The following is an 18457-nucleotide window of genomic DNA, read 5'->3' on the forward strand; positions in this document are numbered from 1 at the left end:
AGTACTAAACTACTTCATCAACAGATCAACTAATGCTCATGCAGAATCTCTAAACTCAAAGTTGAAAGGCTTCAGAGCACAGCTCCGTGGAGTACAAGACCTGCCATTCTTCATGTATAGAACGACGATGATCTTTGGATAACAAAATGTTATTGCCACGGATATTTGCAACTGTGCCCATAAGATTCCACCAATGTGCGATAAGTACTTTGACAAGGCTTTACAAACCTGTTTCTGTATATAGAAACAGGCTATGACGGGTGTGATACTTAGGAAGTATCGCCCTCAAATAAGGCTCATGAGATTCTCTGACACACGATATTCCAAAATTACGCTTGCTATGACAAAGAACACTTTAGGAGCGAGTACAACTAAATTGCTGACGAATAATATTTGTCATTACCTGAATCTGCCTTTTCAATGCAAATATTCTCACTCATGCTTTCCAGAAACACGAACTAATCCTTGGCATGGAACGGCTCCATCCTGTTATGACAACTATTCTGTATTATTGCTGTCCGCTAAAAATAAAAACAGCAAAAAACCTATCCTCAATCCCAATATACAGGTGTTGTGGATATATTTTTCAAAAAGTAAGCCCCCTCTTAGTCAAACAAGGTCGGCTCCGGTGGTATTTCCTTGGCTTCCTCAAGCATTTTCGCCCAGTCCTTTTCCGGATTTTCAAGGAAAGTATAGCAGTTCACATAATACATCAGCATAAGCCTTATCATTGTTGCCAATCCGGAGAAACTCCATGTCCGTTTGATGCGCTTCCGGATGACCATTACCAGAAGATTGGCTATAAGGGTAACCCATATCTGTATCTTGATGGCATTGGCACTCTCTCCGTAGAAGTAGCGCAGGGGGAAGTTCTGCTTGAGCTGTTTGAAAAGCAGCTCTATCTCCCTTCTTTTCCGGTATATGGCAATAATCTCCTACCGGTCCATATCCATGTCATTGGTAAGCAAAGAGATGAGCCTGGGCACTTTCTTCCTTAAGTCAATGTATGTGATGATCCTTGCAGTATGTGTGTTGGTTTCCCCGCCTTTCATATGTTTTGTGAACCTCACTTTTCGCTCCCGGCTCTCCATCAGTCCCTCAGGTGTCATGTACATTTTGTCAGAAAGTGTCTCGTAGACAAGGTTTTTCTTCATTTTCGTAACATATACGATACCCCTTCGGGTGAGTTCCTCAAACTTCGAGTAGTCAATGTAGGCCCCGTCCATGGCCAGTATGTCACCTTTGTAGTAATTCGCGGGTCTGAGCATGAAGGAGTCGTTGGTCGCAGCCGAGGTGAACCTTATGTCCGAGGGTACACCCTCGTTGGCATGGATGTTCGTGTGCACCTTGATGCCTCCTTTCTTCCTCCCCGACTTTGGATGACGGCCGACACCCTTAAACAGGAGGTTGGAGAACAGGGTTATCGTGGTGGAGTCAATGATTTGCAGGCGGTGGAGCCATGAGGGAACCTGGCGTTTTCGGCTGTCCGAGGAAAGTTCGTTCCTGTACCGGTCATACAGGCTACGGTATATGTGTTCAAATATCCTTTCTGACCTGCGTGCGTTGGCATCGGACAGAGTGCTGCGCCGCGGCATCACCCGAATGCCCAGATGTGCCAGTTTGCGGGCCTCGGGGAACATGGAGTCCGTTATCTCGCGGAGTGAATCGAACCGTTTGATTACCGCATAAAGCATCACGACAAGGTGCTGCCAGGCATCAAAGTGCTTTACATAGTGCTCACCACCGCTCTCACGGCTGATTTTAAGGGTTTCTGCCTTATCAAGCAAATTTATCAGCTGACCATACATCGGCTGTCCGAAGAAATGACTATCTTTGCTCATGGTTATATTTTTCCAAATACAAAGATAACCAAAAGGGCTGATACCTCGGGAGAAGTGTCAGCCCTAATCTTTGACATGAATTAAAGTTTTACCGGACAGCAATAATTCTGTATCTCCTTGTACTGTTTCCTCAAAGTGGACTCCTTTTATATGAAAGTATATGTCAAACGAACTGGGATTCGTAGGATTCGTCTCTATACACTGATTTCATCAAAAAGAGCTATTATCTACCTGACTAGACATGACGTAGAGTCAAAATATTTAACTATTTTCTTTGCACCATTGGCCGCAACAAATTCCAATATAACTAACTTATTGGTAAGCAAACGGGCTGAAAAAATAAAACTTGATAAATTATTCAAATCAAAGTTGGCCAAACAACATCCCTCTAAAGAGAATACTCTGATTTTGACCAAAGGAACAGAAGATTTAATCTCAAACTTACCTTCGCTCCTTTTCCCTATCGTAACCTCAATATTACCCTTAGAAAAGGATACTCCATCTATGCCGGTAGTAACAAGTAGTTCCGAAGCTTTCTCGGCAAATCTTTTACCCAGTTCGACATAGCCTTCGCGTGTAAAATGCAGCTTGCTATTGGGAATATAGGGAAGGTCCAATGCCTTCACCTTATAGCAATTGGGAATATAGTAGGCATTTCCTTCTGTGACGATGGCATCTTGGTTGGGTATAGGGCCATTGCCACCCGTCGGCTCTCCAAATATGAGGGGAATCTCCGATGACTTTAAAGAAAGGTCTTTCAGCATATCACGATAGACCTTCTTCACCTCTGAAGGCCAAAAGCTCTTCCATCCATCCGCCTCTCCTTGGTGCATGAGAATACCTTTGATAGTTCCATATTTCTGTGCAATCTTAGCCATTTCGATAATCCTTTGATAGGGATTGCCTCCATAAGCATATTTTGCTTTCTTCTGTGCATTCGCATCAGGCGACGGATTAGTTTGCGTACCATCCATGTATGTCGCATATAGTGCCTTGTCGAACAGACGAATTCCGGCACTGGCCACCGCTACATGTATAAAGCCGAACTTTTTCCCAGGATTCCTTGCCAACATCTCCTCTCCAAATGTTTTTACCCAGCTGAAAGCTGTTTGGAAGTGTTTGCACTTGCGGCAGTTTGGTTCTGCTACCGACTCCCATTCGCCAAGATGAGAATCGTTGATACCTGTAGCATCTTCGTTTTCATAATTGTCATATGCGATAAGATTTTTTAAATCTTTATTGGGGATTTTATCCTCATCTAAAGGGCGTGCTGCATATCCTTCCGCATTGGACTGTCCGAAAACTATATAAATATAGAAATTTTCTTTTTGAACATCTGTTATCGGATCCCAATCATCTGCCGTATCAGCACTGACAAACAAGGAACCTGATAACAAGATAGTCAAAAGAATTCCAAAACGCTGTTTTAAACCTATATTTTTCATCGTCTACAATTTTTTATCATTATTCTATTGTTTATTTGGCAAATCGACAGGAATCGTTTTCAGAGTTACATTCTTACACAGTAAGTCGCGACTGTTGGGTCCAATCATTACTGCGAAATCTCCTGGCTCAAGTTTGTATTCCATGTCGTTAGTCCAATAGCCAAGTTCGCGTGCGTCCAATTCGATGTCTACTCTTACCGTCTGTCCACGGGGAATAAACACCTTTTTAAATTGTTTTAGTTCCTTTTCTGGACGCACCATCGTTGCAACGAGGTCAGATACATAAAGCTGCACGGTCTCTTCCCCATCATATTCACCAGTATTTGTAATATTTACACTTACGGGAAGTTTCCCTTTGTCGTCAAAAGTTTTAGGGCAAACGAAATTATCGTATCTATATTGTGTATAACTCAATCCATATCCAAAGGGATAAAGATTCTCGTTTCGTAAGTCTATGTGTCGCATAGTAGATGTTTTTTCCATATTTCCCGGTCGTCCCGAACGCTTATAATTGTAGTAATTGGGGATTTGTCCTTCTGCTCGTGGAAAAGATGTTGTGAGCTTACCAGACGGATTATAATCGCCGACAAGTATGTCGGCAATAGCATTGCCAGCTAGAGTCCCAAGAAACCAAGTTTCCAGTATCGCATCTGAAGCCTTTTCCACCTCTGAAAGCACCAAAGGTCTCCCATTCATCAGTACCGTAACAATCGGTTTACCTGTTGTTTTAAGTGTGTCGAGTAATTGTTGCTGCACCCCAGGTAGAGATAGAAAAGCCCTACTGCGAGACTCCCCACTCATTAAGGCTTTTTCGCCCAAAACAGCAATAACAATATCACTCTCTTGGGCAACTTTCATCGCCTCTGCAAATCCCTGTTTACTCCTGTCGCTGAAATCACAACCTTGCACACAAAGGATCTTGATGCCAGTACCAAGTTTCGACTTCAATCCACAATAAACTGAAATAACATCTTTCTCATCGCCACACGCCTTCCACGAGCCCATTACCTCAGACTGATTGTCTGCTAATGGCCCTATAAGGGCAATCTTCTTAACAGATTTTGAAAGAGGTAATGTTTTGTTTTCATTCTTCAACAACACAATAGATTTAAGTGCTGCCTCTTTTGCAATTTGCATCCGCTCGGCATTTTTCACCACCTTCCTTTCTCGTTCTGTATTAAAAAAACGGTATGGATTATCAAACAGGCCTAACCTGTATTTTATAGACAATACACGCTTTACAGCAACATCAATAGTACTTACTGATACACTCCCATTTTGTACGGCATTGGCCAAACAGGCATTGAACAACCCATCAGTCATGTCCATGTCCAAACCAGAGTTCAATGCAAGTGCTGCGGCATCGTTTTCGTCTTCAACAACAGCTTGTGTCTTGAGTTGAATCACCCCGTTCCAATCGCTCACTACAAATCCTTTAAAATGCCATCTGTTACGCAAAAGCTCTGTAAGTAGCCATTTGTTCCCTGTCGCAGGTATCCCATTAATGTCGTTGAACGAGGCCATGAAGGTCTGCACGCCTGCATCCACACATGCCTTGAACGGTGGTAGATAGACCTCCGCCAAGGTGGCATTAGACATGTCGACTGGGGCATAGTCGCGTCCGGCCTGCGGCGCACCATAAGCGGCGAAGTGTTTTGCACATGCAATCAGAGCATTGGGATGCCAAAGATTCCATTGAAAACCTTTCACACGCGCCTCAGCTATCTTGCAGCCTAAATAAGTGTCTTCACCAGCCCCTTCTACGATTCGTCCCCATCGGGCATCTCGTGCAATATCCACCATCGGGGCAAAGGTCCATTGAATGCCTGAGGCCGAGGCCTCTATTGCGGCAGACTTAGCCGTGCGGTACATTAAATCCAAGTCCCATGAGCAGGATTCTGCTAATGGAGTCGGATATATGGTCTTAAAACCATGGATAACATCAAAGGCAAAAAGAATAGGAATCTTCAAACGGGATTTCTGCATGTTTTCCTCCTGGATATTTCTCAAGTTGACCACCCCCCCTACATTTAGAATAGATCCAACCATACCCCTTTCCAACAACGAGTCGGAGAGTTCCCCACTCTTTGGACCTGTCAGGAACTCGCGTCCCACATATTGGGAAAGTTGGCCTATTTTTTCTTCTAAAGTCATCTTTGCCATAAGGTTGGCAATAAACTTCTCCTCCACATTTTTCTTGCCAACCATTTCAACAGGTTTGTTTACACTACTCGTTACAGTCTTGTGGGGCACGGAAGCGGAAACTCCTGTAGAATAAAACAGGATTATTGCCTTCAATATATCAACAAACAGAAATGTTTTTTTCATTTTTAGATAATCTTTTCTGTGTCCATATTCCAATAGCATATTTCACTTAACGGTTATTTTGGCTATTCCTGCACCTAATCCAACACTCTTGGCAGAAAGGGTGACTGTCGAGGTCTCTTTATCAGCCTGTATCACCACTAGACAGCGCCCAAAGAATGCTTTGCGGTGATTGGCCTGAAAACGCTCCATCGACATTTGACAGCCATTATCAACTCCTACTATTTTAGCTTTTCCCTCTAAAGAGAAAAATACCTGATTTTCAGCAAGGGGGCAAAGAATACCATCTTTGTCGACGATTTCCACTGTCACAAAGGATAAACTACGACCATCGGCAACAAGTGTTGTAGTATTCGGAACGAGGCGTACATGGTCGGGGGTACCTGCTGTTCTTATAATACTTTCCTTCACTACCTTGTTGTTTTTTCTTGACACAGCACGAATTTCCCCTGGCTGGTATTTTACTCTCCATATCACATGATAGTCATGTTTTCCTTTCTTTCTTACACCCTTTGACACCCCATTGATGAAAAGTTCCACCTCGTCAGCATTGCTGTAATAACACCAAAGATCTACGGTCTGCCCTTCAATCCAATTCCAATGTGGAAACAAATGTAACACATCTTTGTCCGTCCATTCACTTTGGTACATGTAGTAAACATCTTTAGGAAAGCCCGCTAAGTCGATGATGCCGAAATAACTACTGCGTGCAGGAAACGCAAACGGAGTCGGTTCTCCGATATAATCCCAACCTGTCCAGATAAATTGTCCCGAACAGTAGGGAGTATGCTTGACGACATCCCATGTGGCTTCGTGGATAGAGCCCCATGAAGTTTGCATATTGTCGTAGGCTGAACACATGAAAGTCGGATTCATATAAGGGCGTGCCTTACCTGGCAAACAATATATGGAATCACTGGGCATCACATAGTAGCCACGCGTCTGCAAAGCCGATACACTTTCCGTAAGCAAGAATGGTTTGCCTGGAAAATCATGGGGTACATTTTTGACTTCTTGATGGTGGTAGTTGAAACCTATGACATCAAGTGCTTCACTCTTGAAAAGATGATTTTGGGGCGACACTTCATTACATCCAGCAGTAACTGGACGCGTTCCATCCATCTGCTTGACGATAGAAACAAGTTTCTTGGTTAATGTGGTATTGCTGCTTTCCCGGATATCAGACAACAATGACGCATCTCTTTTCTTATTTAATTCTATGTTAACTAAATCTAGCGAAACTGTTTCATGGCGATTTGTATTCCACTGCTCCAATACTTCATTTCCTATACTCCACATGATAATAGACGGGTGATTGCGATCGCGCAACACCATATCTCTCAAATCTCTCTCATACCAGTTTGCAAAATATTTGCTATAATCAAATAAGGTCTTGCCGTTGAGCCAACTATCAAAAGACTCGTCCATCACAAGTAATCCCATACTGTCACACATGTTCAGCAACTCGGGAGCCGGAGGATTATGGGCACACCTAATGGCGTTGGCTCCCATTTCTTTCAACATCGAAAGTTGCCTGTGAATGGCATCCTCATTGACGGCTGTTCCTAAACAGCCCATATCGCCATGTAAGCAAACTCCATTGATTTTCAAGTTTGTCCCATTGAGCCAAAAGCCTGTTTGGGAATCAAACCTGAAAGAACGAAGACCAACACTTAAGTCTTGTTTGTCCACAATACTCTTTTCCGTCAGCACCTCTACTTTTAAGTTGTAAAGATATGGTTTGTCCACAGACCAAAGATTAGGGTTACGCAAAGACAATTTCTTACATACTGTCGTCTTTCCAACTTTCGCAACAAAGGATGCCTTTGTTTGCGACACAACTTTGCCATTCGCATCAATAATAGAGCAACATAAATGGACTGGGCAAGGCTTTCTCTGATGATTTTCCAAATCGACATCCACATCTATTTGAGCAACATGCTTCTGCAATTCTGCCCTTGCAAAAACACCCCAATTCGCTATATGCAAATTTTGTTTCCGCACTAAATATACATGACGATAGATTCCGCATCCGCTGTACCACCTGCTATTAGGCTGCTTGCTATTATCTACACAAACAGCAAGAACATTTTCTCCATTCTTATTTAAATACGGAGTCAAATCGTACCTGAAACTTACATAACCATAGGGACGCGTTCCCAAGAGATGTCCATTTAGATAAACTGAAGAGTTCATAAACACTCCGTCGAAATCTATGTAATATCGTGTTGTTCCGTCTGCATCCTCGATTGTGAAATGCTTCCGATACCATCCCACCCCACCAGGCAATGCACCTCCCACAGAGCCAGAAGGGTTTTGGACATGAAAGTCGCCCTCTATGGCCCAATCGTGAGGCAAGTCTAAAGTTCTCCATGATGAATCGTCAAGCGAGGGAACTTCCCAGCCTAGGCTTTTGCCAATACGAAATTTCCAGCCCTGATCGAACGCTATACGCTCGGAAGCTGTAATCCATGCGGGGAAAAGTGACAATACAAGAAGAGAGGATATGTATTTGACAATATTCATCTTGAGATAGATACTACTTTATAATAAGTTTTTTTCCGTTGTAAATGTAGACACCCGCCCTTAGCGCTTCCGGATGATACCCATCGGTCAACTTCAAACCATCAAGGTTGTATATACCTTGGGAAGCTTGCCGTTGTCCATCGTTTATAGACTGGATAAACGAAGTGGCACTTTTGAGCTTTACCTTAACTTGAATTAGGTTATATTTGCTACCTGTTACTGCTAAACCGTAAGTCTTCAAAGCCTCTGCTGCAGCGGTGTTCAGAACAAAGTTGTAAATACTGTCTTCCTTATTTTGGGCAAGGTTGATAATGTGCCCCCACTGTGTGTCCGATGGCAAATTGGGACGGTCACTTTGGCCTTCTACCTTTGTATTCAGGCGCAAGTAGCATTTTGCGTTACTTGCAACATCGCGCATGCGAAATTGAAGTGTATCTCCTTCATTTACACCAGAAAACTCCTTAGAACTAACCAACACCTCACCCCATTTGATGGTTTTATCACCTTCCCAGGCAATTCCATTGTGCCGTTCCAAACTTGCAGCAAAAATAGTTACGCCTGTACCATAAACTGTGCAGCCTTCTGCCTTTAGCTTGTTAAGCATCGTTTCGTCTTCTATTCTAAACGCCACCTTGGCATCGCCGTCGGCAATGCTTAATTCCCATGCAGAGATGGGCTTGCCATTACTATCTCTCAAATCAAGGTAAGGATATTTGTCTTTGCCACTCTTCTTAAGATCGAATATGATGCGGTCGCCAACAACTGCCTTTCCCAGAAGACTTGCAGGTAAAGCAACCCGAGTGCCTGACATGGCAGCATCGCTAGTATAGGTCTCTGTGCCATGCCACAAAGGTGTACCTGTGCGAGTGAAGACCCGAACCCAATCTATGTCCATGCTGTAACTGTGAGGGGTCAATGACCTGTCGGTAGCATAAGCAGGATTATCTTCCGGATAACCCACACCCATATCGCCAGAATCGTTGCTGGCACCAATCTGGCCCGTGATAGCTATATCCCAAGTAGCATTGTCATGTCCACTTCGTACTTCGCTATTCATGAACTTGTTGTATCGATTGCCATAGTCTCGACTGCGCCATACGGAACGAATTCTTTTATCAATTAGAAAACTGATTACCACATGATTACTTGGATCGTCGATGTCTGGTTCTATCTGTACGCCATAAATATGAAAATCCTCTTCAGGGTTGAAATCAATAGCGGTGATTCTATCCGATTCTGCATTGAGATTATACCTCACTTTACCTGTCGTGTTGTCATTGCCGTGGATAGACTGGTTAATCTTGAAGGGAACCGTTGGATCTTTCTCTTTGTTCCATTTCACGAAGAATTCCTCCAAGTCTATTTCAAACATGCTGGCACCCATTCGGTGGCGTAACCAAAGCGACATCCATACACCTATTTGGTAAGGAGCTTTAGCTTTTATTTCGATGCGCGAGAACAATGGATAATACTTTGGGTCATTGCCATTATAGTTCCTGGAATCATGACTGGACAAAGCACCAGACCACCACCCGAACTTATCGGCAGCATACATTGGTGCGGGAGGATTGTTGTCGCGCGTAGCCGTAATGCGCGCCACACGATTGCCGCCTTCGTTTTCAAAAGTTATCTGCTCTGTTCTGTAGGTTTGAGCCATACGCTGGTTCCTGTTGTTTTGACCATATTGTGCATTTTTTGTATAGTTGTCGCCATACACCCCCCAATACTGATAGTTCACCTTTCTACCATTAAATTCGTCACCATCGTAATAAGTCCATCCCGTAGGTTCCTCTATTTGTGGTATGGATTGTGCTTGTACAGAAGCTAGGCAAATAAATATGATTGCACCAGAAATATAAATCTTCTTCATTTTTTTGGATTTTTTATGAAATTTGTTCTTTTGCTGAGTACCTCTTCATCACTCAAATCGTTAATTCCGTATCAAGGTTCTACTACGATCCCCCTCTTATTTGGAAAATCGTATGTCAACTTGGTACCAGCCTTCCATATATGGTCTTTGTTAGGTTCATCAGCTCCTGGCTTGCGGAAAGCCAATTCTCCCGTTTCAAGGTCAACCGCTACCTCACGTTTCCATTCGGAGAACCTCGGCGTCAAACTACTAAACTTCGGTATCCTGACATAGGTACGCACACGACCATCATTCGGAAGTATTGCGGACACGGTCTTACCATTTGAATCTGTCAAGAAAGTGAAGTTGGTGCTACCGGCATACCCGTAAATAGTAGCCTTTTGTATACATACCATACGAAGACTGAGGTCGATAAAAATCATATAAATTCCGTCTTCTGGGATGATGGCCTTGCCACCTTGTATAGTATATCCAGTATTGTCTTTCAATTCCACAAACTCGTTTCCCCCAAAACATTTCTCCGTAGCAAACCTTAAGCCCGTCCCCCCTTTAAAATAATTGACATAAAACCAACGATAGTCTTCGCTGTACGAACGATCAAATGATTCTACTAAAGGAGAGCCCCAGTTCATGTTTCCAAAGTCATCACTGGTCAGATATAACGCTGTGGCATACTCTGGAACATTTGTCTCAGACATTACATAATCGAACTTTGCTGTATCGTCCATGAAATTCAGTTCGATGGGGATATTTTGTGCTACTGGTACATTTTCCATCTCTTGTGTATCTACACCTCGATAGGATATCATATTGTTGGTGATATTGAACTCCATGGAATTCCATTCACGGTCGTTGTATTTGGATACGGCAAACATCTTGAGATTACCTTGATTCGTTGTTTTACCTTCAAAATGGTCGCCTTTCAATACAAACCGTTGTTCATCGCCATTAAAACAATCTCCTATTCCATATACTTCTGGAGATTCGAAAGAAATCAATTTACGAGAAAGGTCCACATATACCAAGTAATAGCCAGACTGGGAAACCGTTGCATGCCCCTGGGCATCTGTGGTAAAATTCATATTGCTGCCTTGGGACGCAAAACTATCAGAACCTGTCTGGTTTGTAGACCATTCTATCGCTTTCCCTGCTGTGAAATACCTGATGGTCCAAAAAGCACCATTTCCTGCAACGCCAACAGGAATCATCTTGACAGAATTGTCTACACCCCATCCTCCAAAATTTTCACCACCCATATACAACTCCGTGGAATACCCATGAGCCTCTGGCTCTATGACTTCTTCTCCATCAATCTTTGCCGTGAAGTTCTCGGACAACACGCTATATTGTATATTCACAATATAATTTCCCTTGCGTTTTAATTTCAGATTCACTTTTGACAGATTGGTAAGGTTTGTGTATTCATTGGTAAGCACATTGGTTCTTATGTTAGCACCGATGCCCGTATAGACAGATGAGAGAGTATCTATTTGGGATTCACTATAGCGTACCAAAACAGGTAGTCCGTTCCCATAGCAGAAAGTATATTCGGTCGGTGTTAACAGTTGTTCTTTGTCGCCACTCTTCCAAGTTACGACATGAGCGTTGTGATCGTAAGTTACATTATCTAAGGCTAATTCTTTTGCTCCATGCTCAGTAATTTCCAAATCGGAAACTATTTTAAAGTCCATGGGGATGACATTGAGTTCGTTTAATTTTTTATTTACAATGATCTTATAAAGTCCCTCTGTAGGTACGGATACCCCGTCATTACCCTGAGACAGATTATAAACCCTAACATTGGGCGATAATGCAGATCCCTCACCACTAACTCCTAATGCAATAGGTTGACCGTCATCTCCGACATAGGATATTTTAAACCTCTCGTTGGGCTTTAGCCAAACATTAAGACCGTAGAGCACTGTATCTTTGAGGTTGGCAAGGCGACCTTTAGGCACCTCGGCAGAAAATTCACTCGCAGGACCGTAAATGTAGACACCTTTTGCAATATTGATTTGTTCATCGAATGAGATATTGTTATCTATACAACCACCCATTATGAGCACTAACACGCCGGTAGAAATAATATAAAAGATATGTTTCATATTTACTTTCTTAAAATTAAACATGTTTTACCAACCTGGGTTTTGTTTCCAAGAAGGCAGCTTGAGCAATTCACTTTGTGGAATAGGATACCAATACATTTTGGGCAGGAATGTTCTCTGTTCAACAGTATACGGAAGATATCGGACTGCAACATCACCTTCTTTCGTAATGTTGACACCTCGCAAAACTGTGCCGAGCGTTGAAGAAGCAATCTTCCAACGCCGCACATCCCATGCCCTATGTTCTTCGAACGCAAGTTCTATGCGCCTTTCCCGTCTGATTCTTTCGCGCATTTGCTCTTGAGTCAATCCTTCGGGCAAGTCTGGTTGGTCTGCTCGCGCTCTCACATTATTTACATATTCCGCAATGTCTGGATTCCCAGGGGCGCTCTCGTTCAAAGCCTCGGCATAATTCAAATAGATTTCCGCAAGTCGAAAAATGGGCCATGTATGTCCGAGGGCTCCACCACCGGTAAGAATATTGACAGACTCATTAGAGAATTTCTTCAAATAATATCCTGTCTTGGTCGCATTGGTTGTATAAGCACCGTCTTTGCCTCCAGTCCAAATATCCACGGTATTCTGTTTCCACTGACTGCCATTTACAATTACAGTCGCATTAAGGCGAGCATCTCTGTCTTTGTATGGATTTGCCGCCTGGCTAGCATTGTCCCAACTGAAAGTTGTTCCATCGTTCATTTCATAGGCATCGACAAGATTTTGTGAAGGATTGGTCCCCCCCTGTCCTCCAAAACTGATGGGGAAATTGTAACTCTCTAGCGAAGTGTTGGCAGAATAGCGTTTCATAAAGATAAACTCGCTGCTTTGAAAGTTATTCGTAAACAGGTCTGTATAAAACGGGGTTAGAGAATATTGACCTAAATCTATGACGGCCTTAGCTGCTGCTGCTGCCTCTGTCCATTTAGCAATGTTGGAGGGCAGGCTTTCTTCCGAAGTATTGGTCCAGTCTTGATAGAGAGGACTTGCAGCATAAAGCAACAAACGGCTTTTTAATGCCAAGGCGGCTCCTTTGGTAGCATGCCCAAGGGCTGTATTGTCGCGCCATGGAGTAATTTCCAGTATACTGGCTGCCTCGTCACAATCTTTCGAAATGAAATCGACACACTCTTCCATACTGGGTCTCTCTGTATTGCCATAATCACCATTGATAGATAGCGGTGTAGTGATTATTGGCACGGGGCCATACCGCTTGAGCAATTCGAAATAGAAATAAGCTCTTAAAAACTGAGCCTCAGCTTTCCATATTCTAATATCCTTCAACCTGTTCTGATATTCCGTCTGGTTACTGGGATCGTTTTTATAAGTATCTAAATTCACACCGTCAGCATTTTCAAGAAACTCGTTGGCCATGCGAATACCTGAGTAAAGCCGGTTCCACATGTCATCGGGGTTGGATACGGCATTCCACGACCCAGTATTGAACTTTTGAACATTCGAAGTCTCCAATGCTTGTTCTGCATCGTCGGTAGCAGCATCAAACATTCCGCCACTACCCATTCTGTCTAAACCGTCAGGAATAATGGCATAAATGCTTACCAAATACTGATTGGTGCGCTCATAAGAACTAAAGGTCATGTTCTTGTTTATATAGGAATCGATTTCTCTGTCCAAATAGCTATTGCATGAACAGCAGAATACGGAGCTAGCACATAAACATATCCCCAACAAAATATTATATATAAATGTTCTTTGCATGTTAGTATTCTTTTTCAGGGTTTAAAATATGACTTTCAATCCAATGTTATAAGTCTTGGTAATAGGATAATTAGTAAGAGAGTTCATTTCTGGGTCGCCTAGTCCACCAACATGGGAAATTGTAAAGAGATTGGTTGCGTTGATATAGAAGTAGACTTGGTCTAACCTAATTGATTTCAAGACGGATGATGGCAGAGAATACCCTAACTGTATGTTTCGTAATCGCAAATAACTTCCATTGCGTTTCCAATAGGTCGAACTGCGGTAATTGTTGTCGAATCTGGTCGTGGAGAGTCTTGGGTAACTAGCATCAGTATTATCCTTTGTCCAACTATCGAGAGCCAGAGGTGAGACTGTACTATTATTGCGAAATGAATAGATGCTTGCTCCTGTAAGGTAGATGTCTCTGTTAGCAACTCCTTGAAGAAGCGCAGAAAAATCAAAGTTTTCCCTTTTAAATCCAAGATTGAACATATAGTTCCATTCCGGAATAGAAGAATATCCATAGGGATATGTGTCATTGTCATCTATCATGTTATCATTGTTCTGGTCTACATATTTAATGTCACCAGGGAACACCTTCCCATATTGTGGAACGGGCATACCATCTTTCAGGTTGCCATTGGTGTCGAAATCAACGTCCTGATACAAACCTTCGGCAACGAGAACAATAGGGCGCCATACAGAATTGTTACGGTGGTAAAGATAGTCATAAGCTTTTAGGTCTTCCCCCATCTCTTTTACCTTGTTCTTGGCATACCATGTAGAACCTTCAACATAATAGTTGAAGCTGTTGCCAATTTTGCCGTCATAGCGGAGACTCAATTCAAATCCATGGTTATCGACTTGCCCCACATTCATGTATGGCAATACATCGCCATACGATGCCCCAACAAATCCAGGGACAATAGAATAAGGCTGCACCAAAATATCTTTCTGGCTCTCATTGAAAATATCAAAACCAACGGTAAGGAGATGGAACAGTCGAGCGTCCAAACCGAAATTTAAAATATTCTTACGCTCCCAACTGACATCAGGGTTGGCTAATGTTACTTCGTGAAATCCACTCGATGTTGAAGAACTTACACCGAAAAGATAACTGCCACTACCGCTATAGGTTGCGTCAAATATATAGCGTGCACTAGTTTGGTCATTGCCAACCTGCCCATAAGAGGCTTTCAGTTTTAGAAAATCTAGCCAATTAACATGTCTCATGAATTTCTCATTGGAAACAATCCACCCTACCGATATCGCCGGGAAGAAGCCGTATCTACTTTTGGGGGCGAAGTTATCGGTACCCATATAAGATGCTGCAAACTCGGCGATGTATGTTTTATTGTAATTATAAGTAAAGCGTCCAGCATAGTTCAGATATTTGGTGTCGTCGCGGACACCATATACTTTGTATAAATCAGAAAGGAACAGCACGGAAGCATCAATGCCATGATGTCCAAAGGTATTGCTATAATCCAATTGAGCCTTAAAGTTGATGCGGCTAAAATCCGTTCTGAAACTTTCGGTAGCAGTTAAGGGAGCATCAGCTCCATAGACTGTATAGTTGTATCCCCCTTCTGCCGTTGGGTCGGCGGTAAGAGAATAACGGGCATAGTTCCGGGTTTTCGATGATGTGTCTGCCATGTAGTTATTATATCCGACACCAGCAGAAAGGCTCAAGCCTTTAACCCAATCACCCAAATCATATTTCAGATTGAAGATGATTTGAAGGGTTCGCGAATTTTCCTTATACAATCCCCTGTTAGTGATATTGGCTACTGGATTCGTATAAATACTGTTCCCGCCAAAAGTCCCGTTGGGATTGTAAACTGGGAAAGCATTGGGTGGAGTAGTCCACATAGCCCCTATCAAACTGGAAGCACTACTGTCGCCTCCAGGAGCGGACAGATCTCCCACACTGACTCCTGAGTAAAGTGATGCCAACAGATTCTTGCTGACATTTACATCAAGGTTTGCACGGAAATTGAATCTTGCGAAATAAGCATTGGAGCTTTCCTTACGCTTGCTGTCTGTCCCCTTGTAAAATCCGTTATTTTGCATTAGTCCAGCCATCACATAGTATCTAATAACATCAGTCCCACCGCGAAAAGCCATTTCCGCAAAGGTGAGAGGTGCACTTTTCTTTAGCATTTCTTTTTTCCAATCTACATTAGGGTAAAGGTATGGACTGGAGTTATTCTGATAAAATGTCAACTCTTCTGGACTGTAGCGTGGGGAAAGCCCATCGTTTTCCCTTGCCAGATTATACAAATGAGCATAGTCGTATGCATCCAAAGGATCGTCCATTGCAGTAGGAGTTTGGAATCCCGTCTGCACCCTAACAGATATACAGGGAGCAGAAATTCGTCCCTTTTTGGTTGTTATCAACAACACTCCATTTGCCCCTCTTGCCCCGTATACAGCCAAGGCTGCCGCATCTTTAAGCAGGGAGACGGACTCTATTTCTTCGGTAGAAATATAGTCCAAAGAAGCTTCGAAACCATCAACTATAACCAACAACTTTTGACCACTCACGAAAGAACTTAGCCCCCGCGAGTACATATTTTGTAAATAGAAGTCGTATCCAGGTTCTCCGCTTTGCTGGATAGCAGTAAGCCCAGGCAACATACCTTTCAAAGCATTGCCAACAGAAGGCGAAGTTATTTTCATCAACTCGTCGTTGTAGACCGTTGATATAGCAGAAGTCGTCTTCCATGACTGTTGGCTGCCATAGCCGATCTTGACTATTAGTGTATCTTGAGATTGCCCCTTCCCTCCGATTGGCATCATACACAGTACAGCACATCCCAACATCAGTCTTTTATATTTCGTCATCATTGTTTTTCTATATTTAGATTCAACATAAGCGTCATTACCACCCGGGATTTTGAACAAGATAGCCTTTGTTCACTTCATCCTGTACAATAGGATGCAGATACGAACGGCGACTCCATGAACGCAGCTCGAAAACATAAGGCTCATAGTGGATATTGGTCGTGGTGCCATCGTTAGATTTGATTTTAAGGCCATACATCCTACCCTGCATCACGCCCTCATTTTCGGCTATAAGCCATCTGCGAATATCCCAAAAGCGGTGGTCTTCAAACGCAAGTTCCACTCCTCGCTCATTTCGCAACTTTTCTCGGAACTCAGTCTTGTTAAGTGTAGAAGGGAACGCAGGCATTCCAGAACGAGCGCGAACCTTAGCCACGGCATCGAAAGCCGCAGCCGGCGGAGTTTCGTAATATTCATTCAAGGCCTCAGCATAGTTAAGATACAATTCCGCCACTCTGAACACAATCCAATCGACATTAGCGGTGTTTAGCGGAGGTGTAACCTTCATAGTTCTAGGAACCCACTTGTGGAGCAAATGCCGGGTTTTATCCGTCGAAGAACTCTGAGCCCCATTAGGTAAAAAGTTTATCGTACCTACCTCGTCACTCCATTTCGAGCCATGGTATGCTATGGTTTGGGCAAAACGCGGATCCAGCGAACTGTAAATATTCATTAGATCATCGCCACCAGCATCATTCCAGTCGGCTTTTGTCCCATCTTTCTTCTCGTAGAACTTGACAAAGTTGAAGGTTGCATACAGTCCTCCGTCTCCCCACGCCTTGTTCATGGCCCATGTAGGGAGGTCGGCTACCATTGGAAGGGAACTTACCCTGAAATTACGATATTTTTTGTTTGCAAGAATAACCTCCTTGTTATCTGGGGTAGTCCACACATATTCATAATTACTTTCAGGCGTTCCCTCTGTGTACAAACCATAATAGCCCGATGCATTGACGGCATCAAGTGCAGTCTTGGCGGCATCGGCGGCTTTCTTCCACCGTTCCTTGTCATAATTTCCATAGCCAATTAAATCCTCGTGTCCGGGAAAAGCAAGATACGGAGTGTCCGTATTAAATAATGGACTTGCAGCATAAAGCAACACTCTTGATTTCAGAGCCAAGGCAGCTATGCGAGTTGCCCGCCCTTTTTTGGTATCGTCAGTATAGTAGTCAGGCAACAAATTAATGGCACGGTCGCAATCGGCAATAATGGAATCAACACATGCCTCAAATGAGTTTCTTGGATGGAGCGAGAAATCACCAGAGTTAAGTCTGGAATGGATGATTGGCAAACCTCCATATCTATACACTCCTTCCCAAAAAACCAATGCCCTCATAAAGTACGCCTCGCCTTCAGTACGTTTGTTGAAATCAGGGTCTCCCTGATCAAAAGGAACCTCGTGGATACGCTCCAGGATAATATTGCATTTCCTGAGAGTAGACCAACGCAAATCATGTCTGGTATCCTCATCCCACCGAATGCTTTCGTTGGTACGGTTATCGGTATTCCAGGCAGAATTGCCCGCGGCCCAGTCTCCCACATCCTCTCCTTCATCGCAAGCTGAACCCAATGTCGAAGAAGAGTGCAATCTGCTGTCAGTCCCCGATGTCCTCATATTAAAGCCAAGTGGCATTCCTTCTGCATACACCCCCGTAAGAAACCTTTCTGTCAAGGTTCTATCGGCAAAAACTTTATTTTCATCGAGCTCTACGGTAGGGGGAGCCTCCAAATAATCTCCACATCCTCCAAGCAGCGCGGAGACAAGGGCTACTAATAGATATATCATTTTTTTCATAATCG

The 18457-nt window shown here is 43.2% G+C and carries 9 protein-coding genes and 1 pseudogene; 1 reads left to right on the plus strand and 9 read right to left on the minus strand.

All coding sequences use genetic code 11. From position 1 onward, the window contains the following. On the plus strand, positions 1 to 142 hold a 142-nt coding region (locus BM114_RS10175), incomplete at its 5' end, for a transposase (RefSeq protein ID WP_143089294.1). Between the two features lie 463 nt (positions 143 to 605). On the opposite strand, the pseudogene BM114_RS10180 reads toward BM114_RS10175, so the two are convergent. The 9 genes and pseudogenes from BM114_RS10180 to BM114_RS10220 all read right to left on the minus strand — a co-directional run bounded on the left by BM114_RS10180 (position 606) and on the right by BM114_RS10220 (position 18452). Continuing rightward, positions 606 to 1841 (minus strand): annotated as a pseudogene (locus BM114_RS10180) (IS4 family transposase). A 227-nt stretch (positions 1842 to 2068) separates the two neighbouring features. Continuing rightward, a complete protein-coding gene (locus BM114_RS10185; RefSeq protein WP_092113119.1) occupies positions 2069 to 3286 on the minus strand; it encodes a sialate O-acetylesterase in 1218 nt (405 codons plus the stop codon). A gap of 24 nt (positions 3287 to 3310) precedes the next feature. Beyond that, positions 3311 to 5614 carry a glycoside hydrolase family 3 N-terminal domain-containing protein gene (locus BM114_RS10190; RefSeq protein ID WP_092113203.1) on the minus strand — a complete coding sequence of 768 codons (2304 nt, stop codon included), beginning with the start codon at positions 5612 to 5614 and terminating at the stop codon, positions 3311 to 3313. A gap of 42 nt (positions 5615 to 5656) precedes the next feature. Further along, the gene (locus BM114_RS10195; protein ID WP_092113122.1) at positions 5657 to 8137 is read right to left on the minus strand and encodes a glycoside hydrolase family 2 TIM barrel-domain containing protein; all 2481 of its coding nucleotides are present in this window, start codon (positions 8135 to 8137) and stop codon (positions 5657 to 5659) included. 13 nt (positions 8138 to 8150) lie between these two features. After that, the gene (locus BM114_RS10200; RefSeq protein WP_092113127.1) at positions 8151 to 10007 is read right to left on the minus strand and encodes a glycoside hydrolase family 16 protein; all 1857 of its coding nucleotides are present in this window, start codon (positions 10005 to 10007) and stop codon (positions 8151 to 8153) included. 71 nt (positions 10008 to 10078) lie between these two features. Continuing rightward, positions 10079 to 12112 carry a SusF/SusE family carbohydrate-binding protein gene (locus BM114_RS10205; RefSeq protein WP_177207091.1) on the minus strand — a complete coding sequence of 678 codons (2034 nt, stop codon included), beginning with the start codon at positions 12110 to 12112 and terminating at the stop codon, positions 10079 to 10081. Between the two features lie 27 nt (positions 12113 to 12139). Beyond that, positions 12140 to 13828, minus strand: a complete 1689-nt coding sequence (locus BM114_RS10210) for a RagB/SusD family nutrient uptake outer membrane protein (RefSeq protein ID WP_092113132.1) — start codon at positions 13826 to 13828, stop codon at positions 12140 to 12142. A gap of 21 nt (positions 13829 to 13849) precedes the next feature. Further along, positions 13850 to 16612 carry a SusC/RagA family TonB-linked outer membrane protein gene (locus BM114_RS10215; RefSeq protein ID WP_369808421.1) on the minus strand — a complete coding sequence of 921 codons (2763 nt, stop codon included), beginning with the start codon at positions 16610 to 16612 and terminating at the stop codon, positions 13850 to 13852. Between the two features lie 82 nt (positions 16613 to 16694). Beyond that, entirely contained in the window at positions 16695 to 18452 is a 1758-nt protein-coding gene (locus BM114_RS10220) for a RagB/SusD family nutrient uptake outer membrane protein (protein ID WP_092113135.1), read from the minus strand. Positions 18453 to 18457 lie beyond the last annotated feature (5 nt).

Origin of the sequence: Prevotella sp. KH2C16 (assembly GCF_900113305.1) — a bacterium.
Classification (GTDB): domain Bacteria; phylum Bacteroidota; class Bacteroidia; order Bacteroidales; family Bacteroidaceae; genus Prevotella.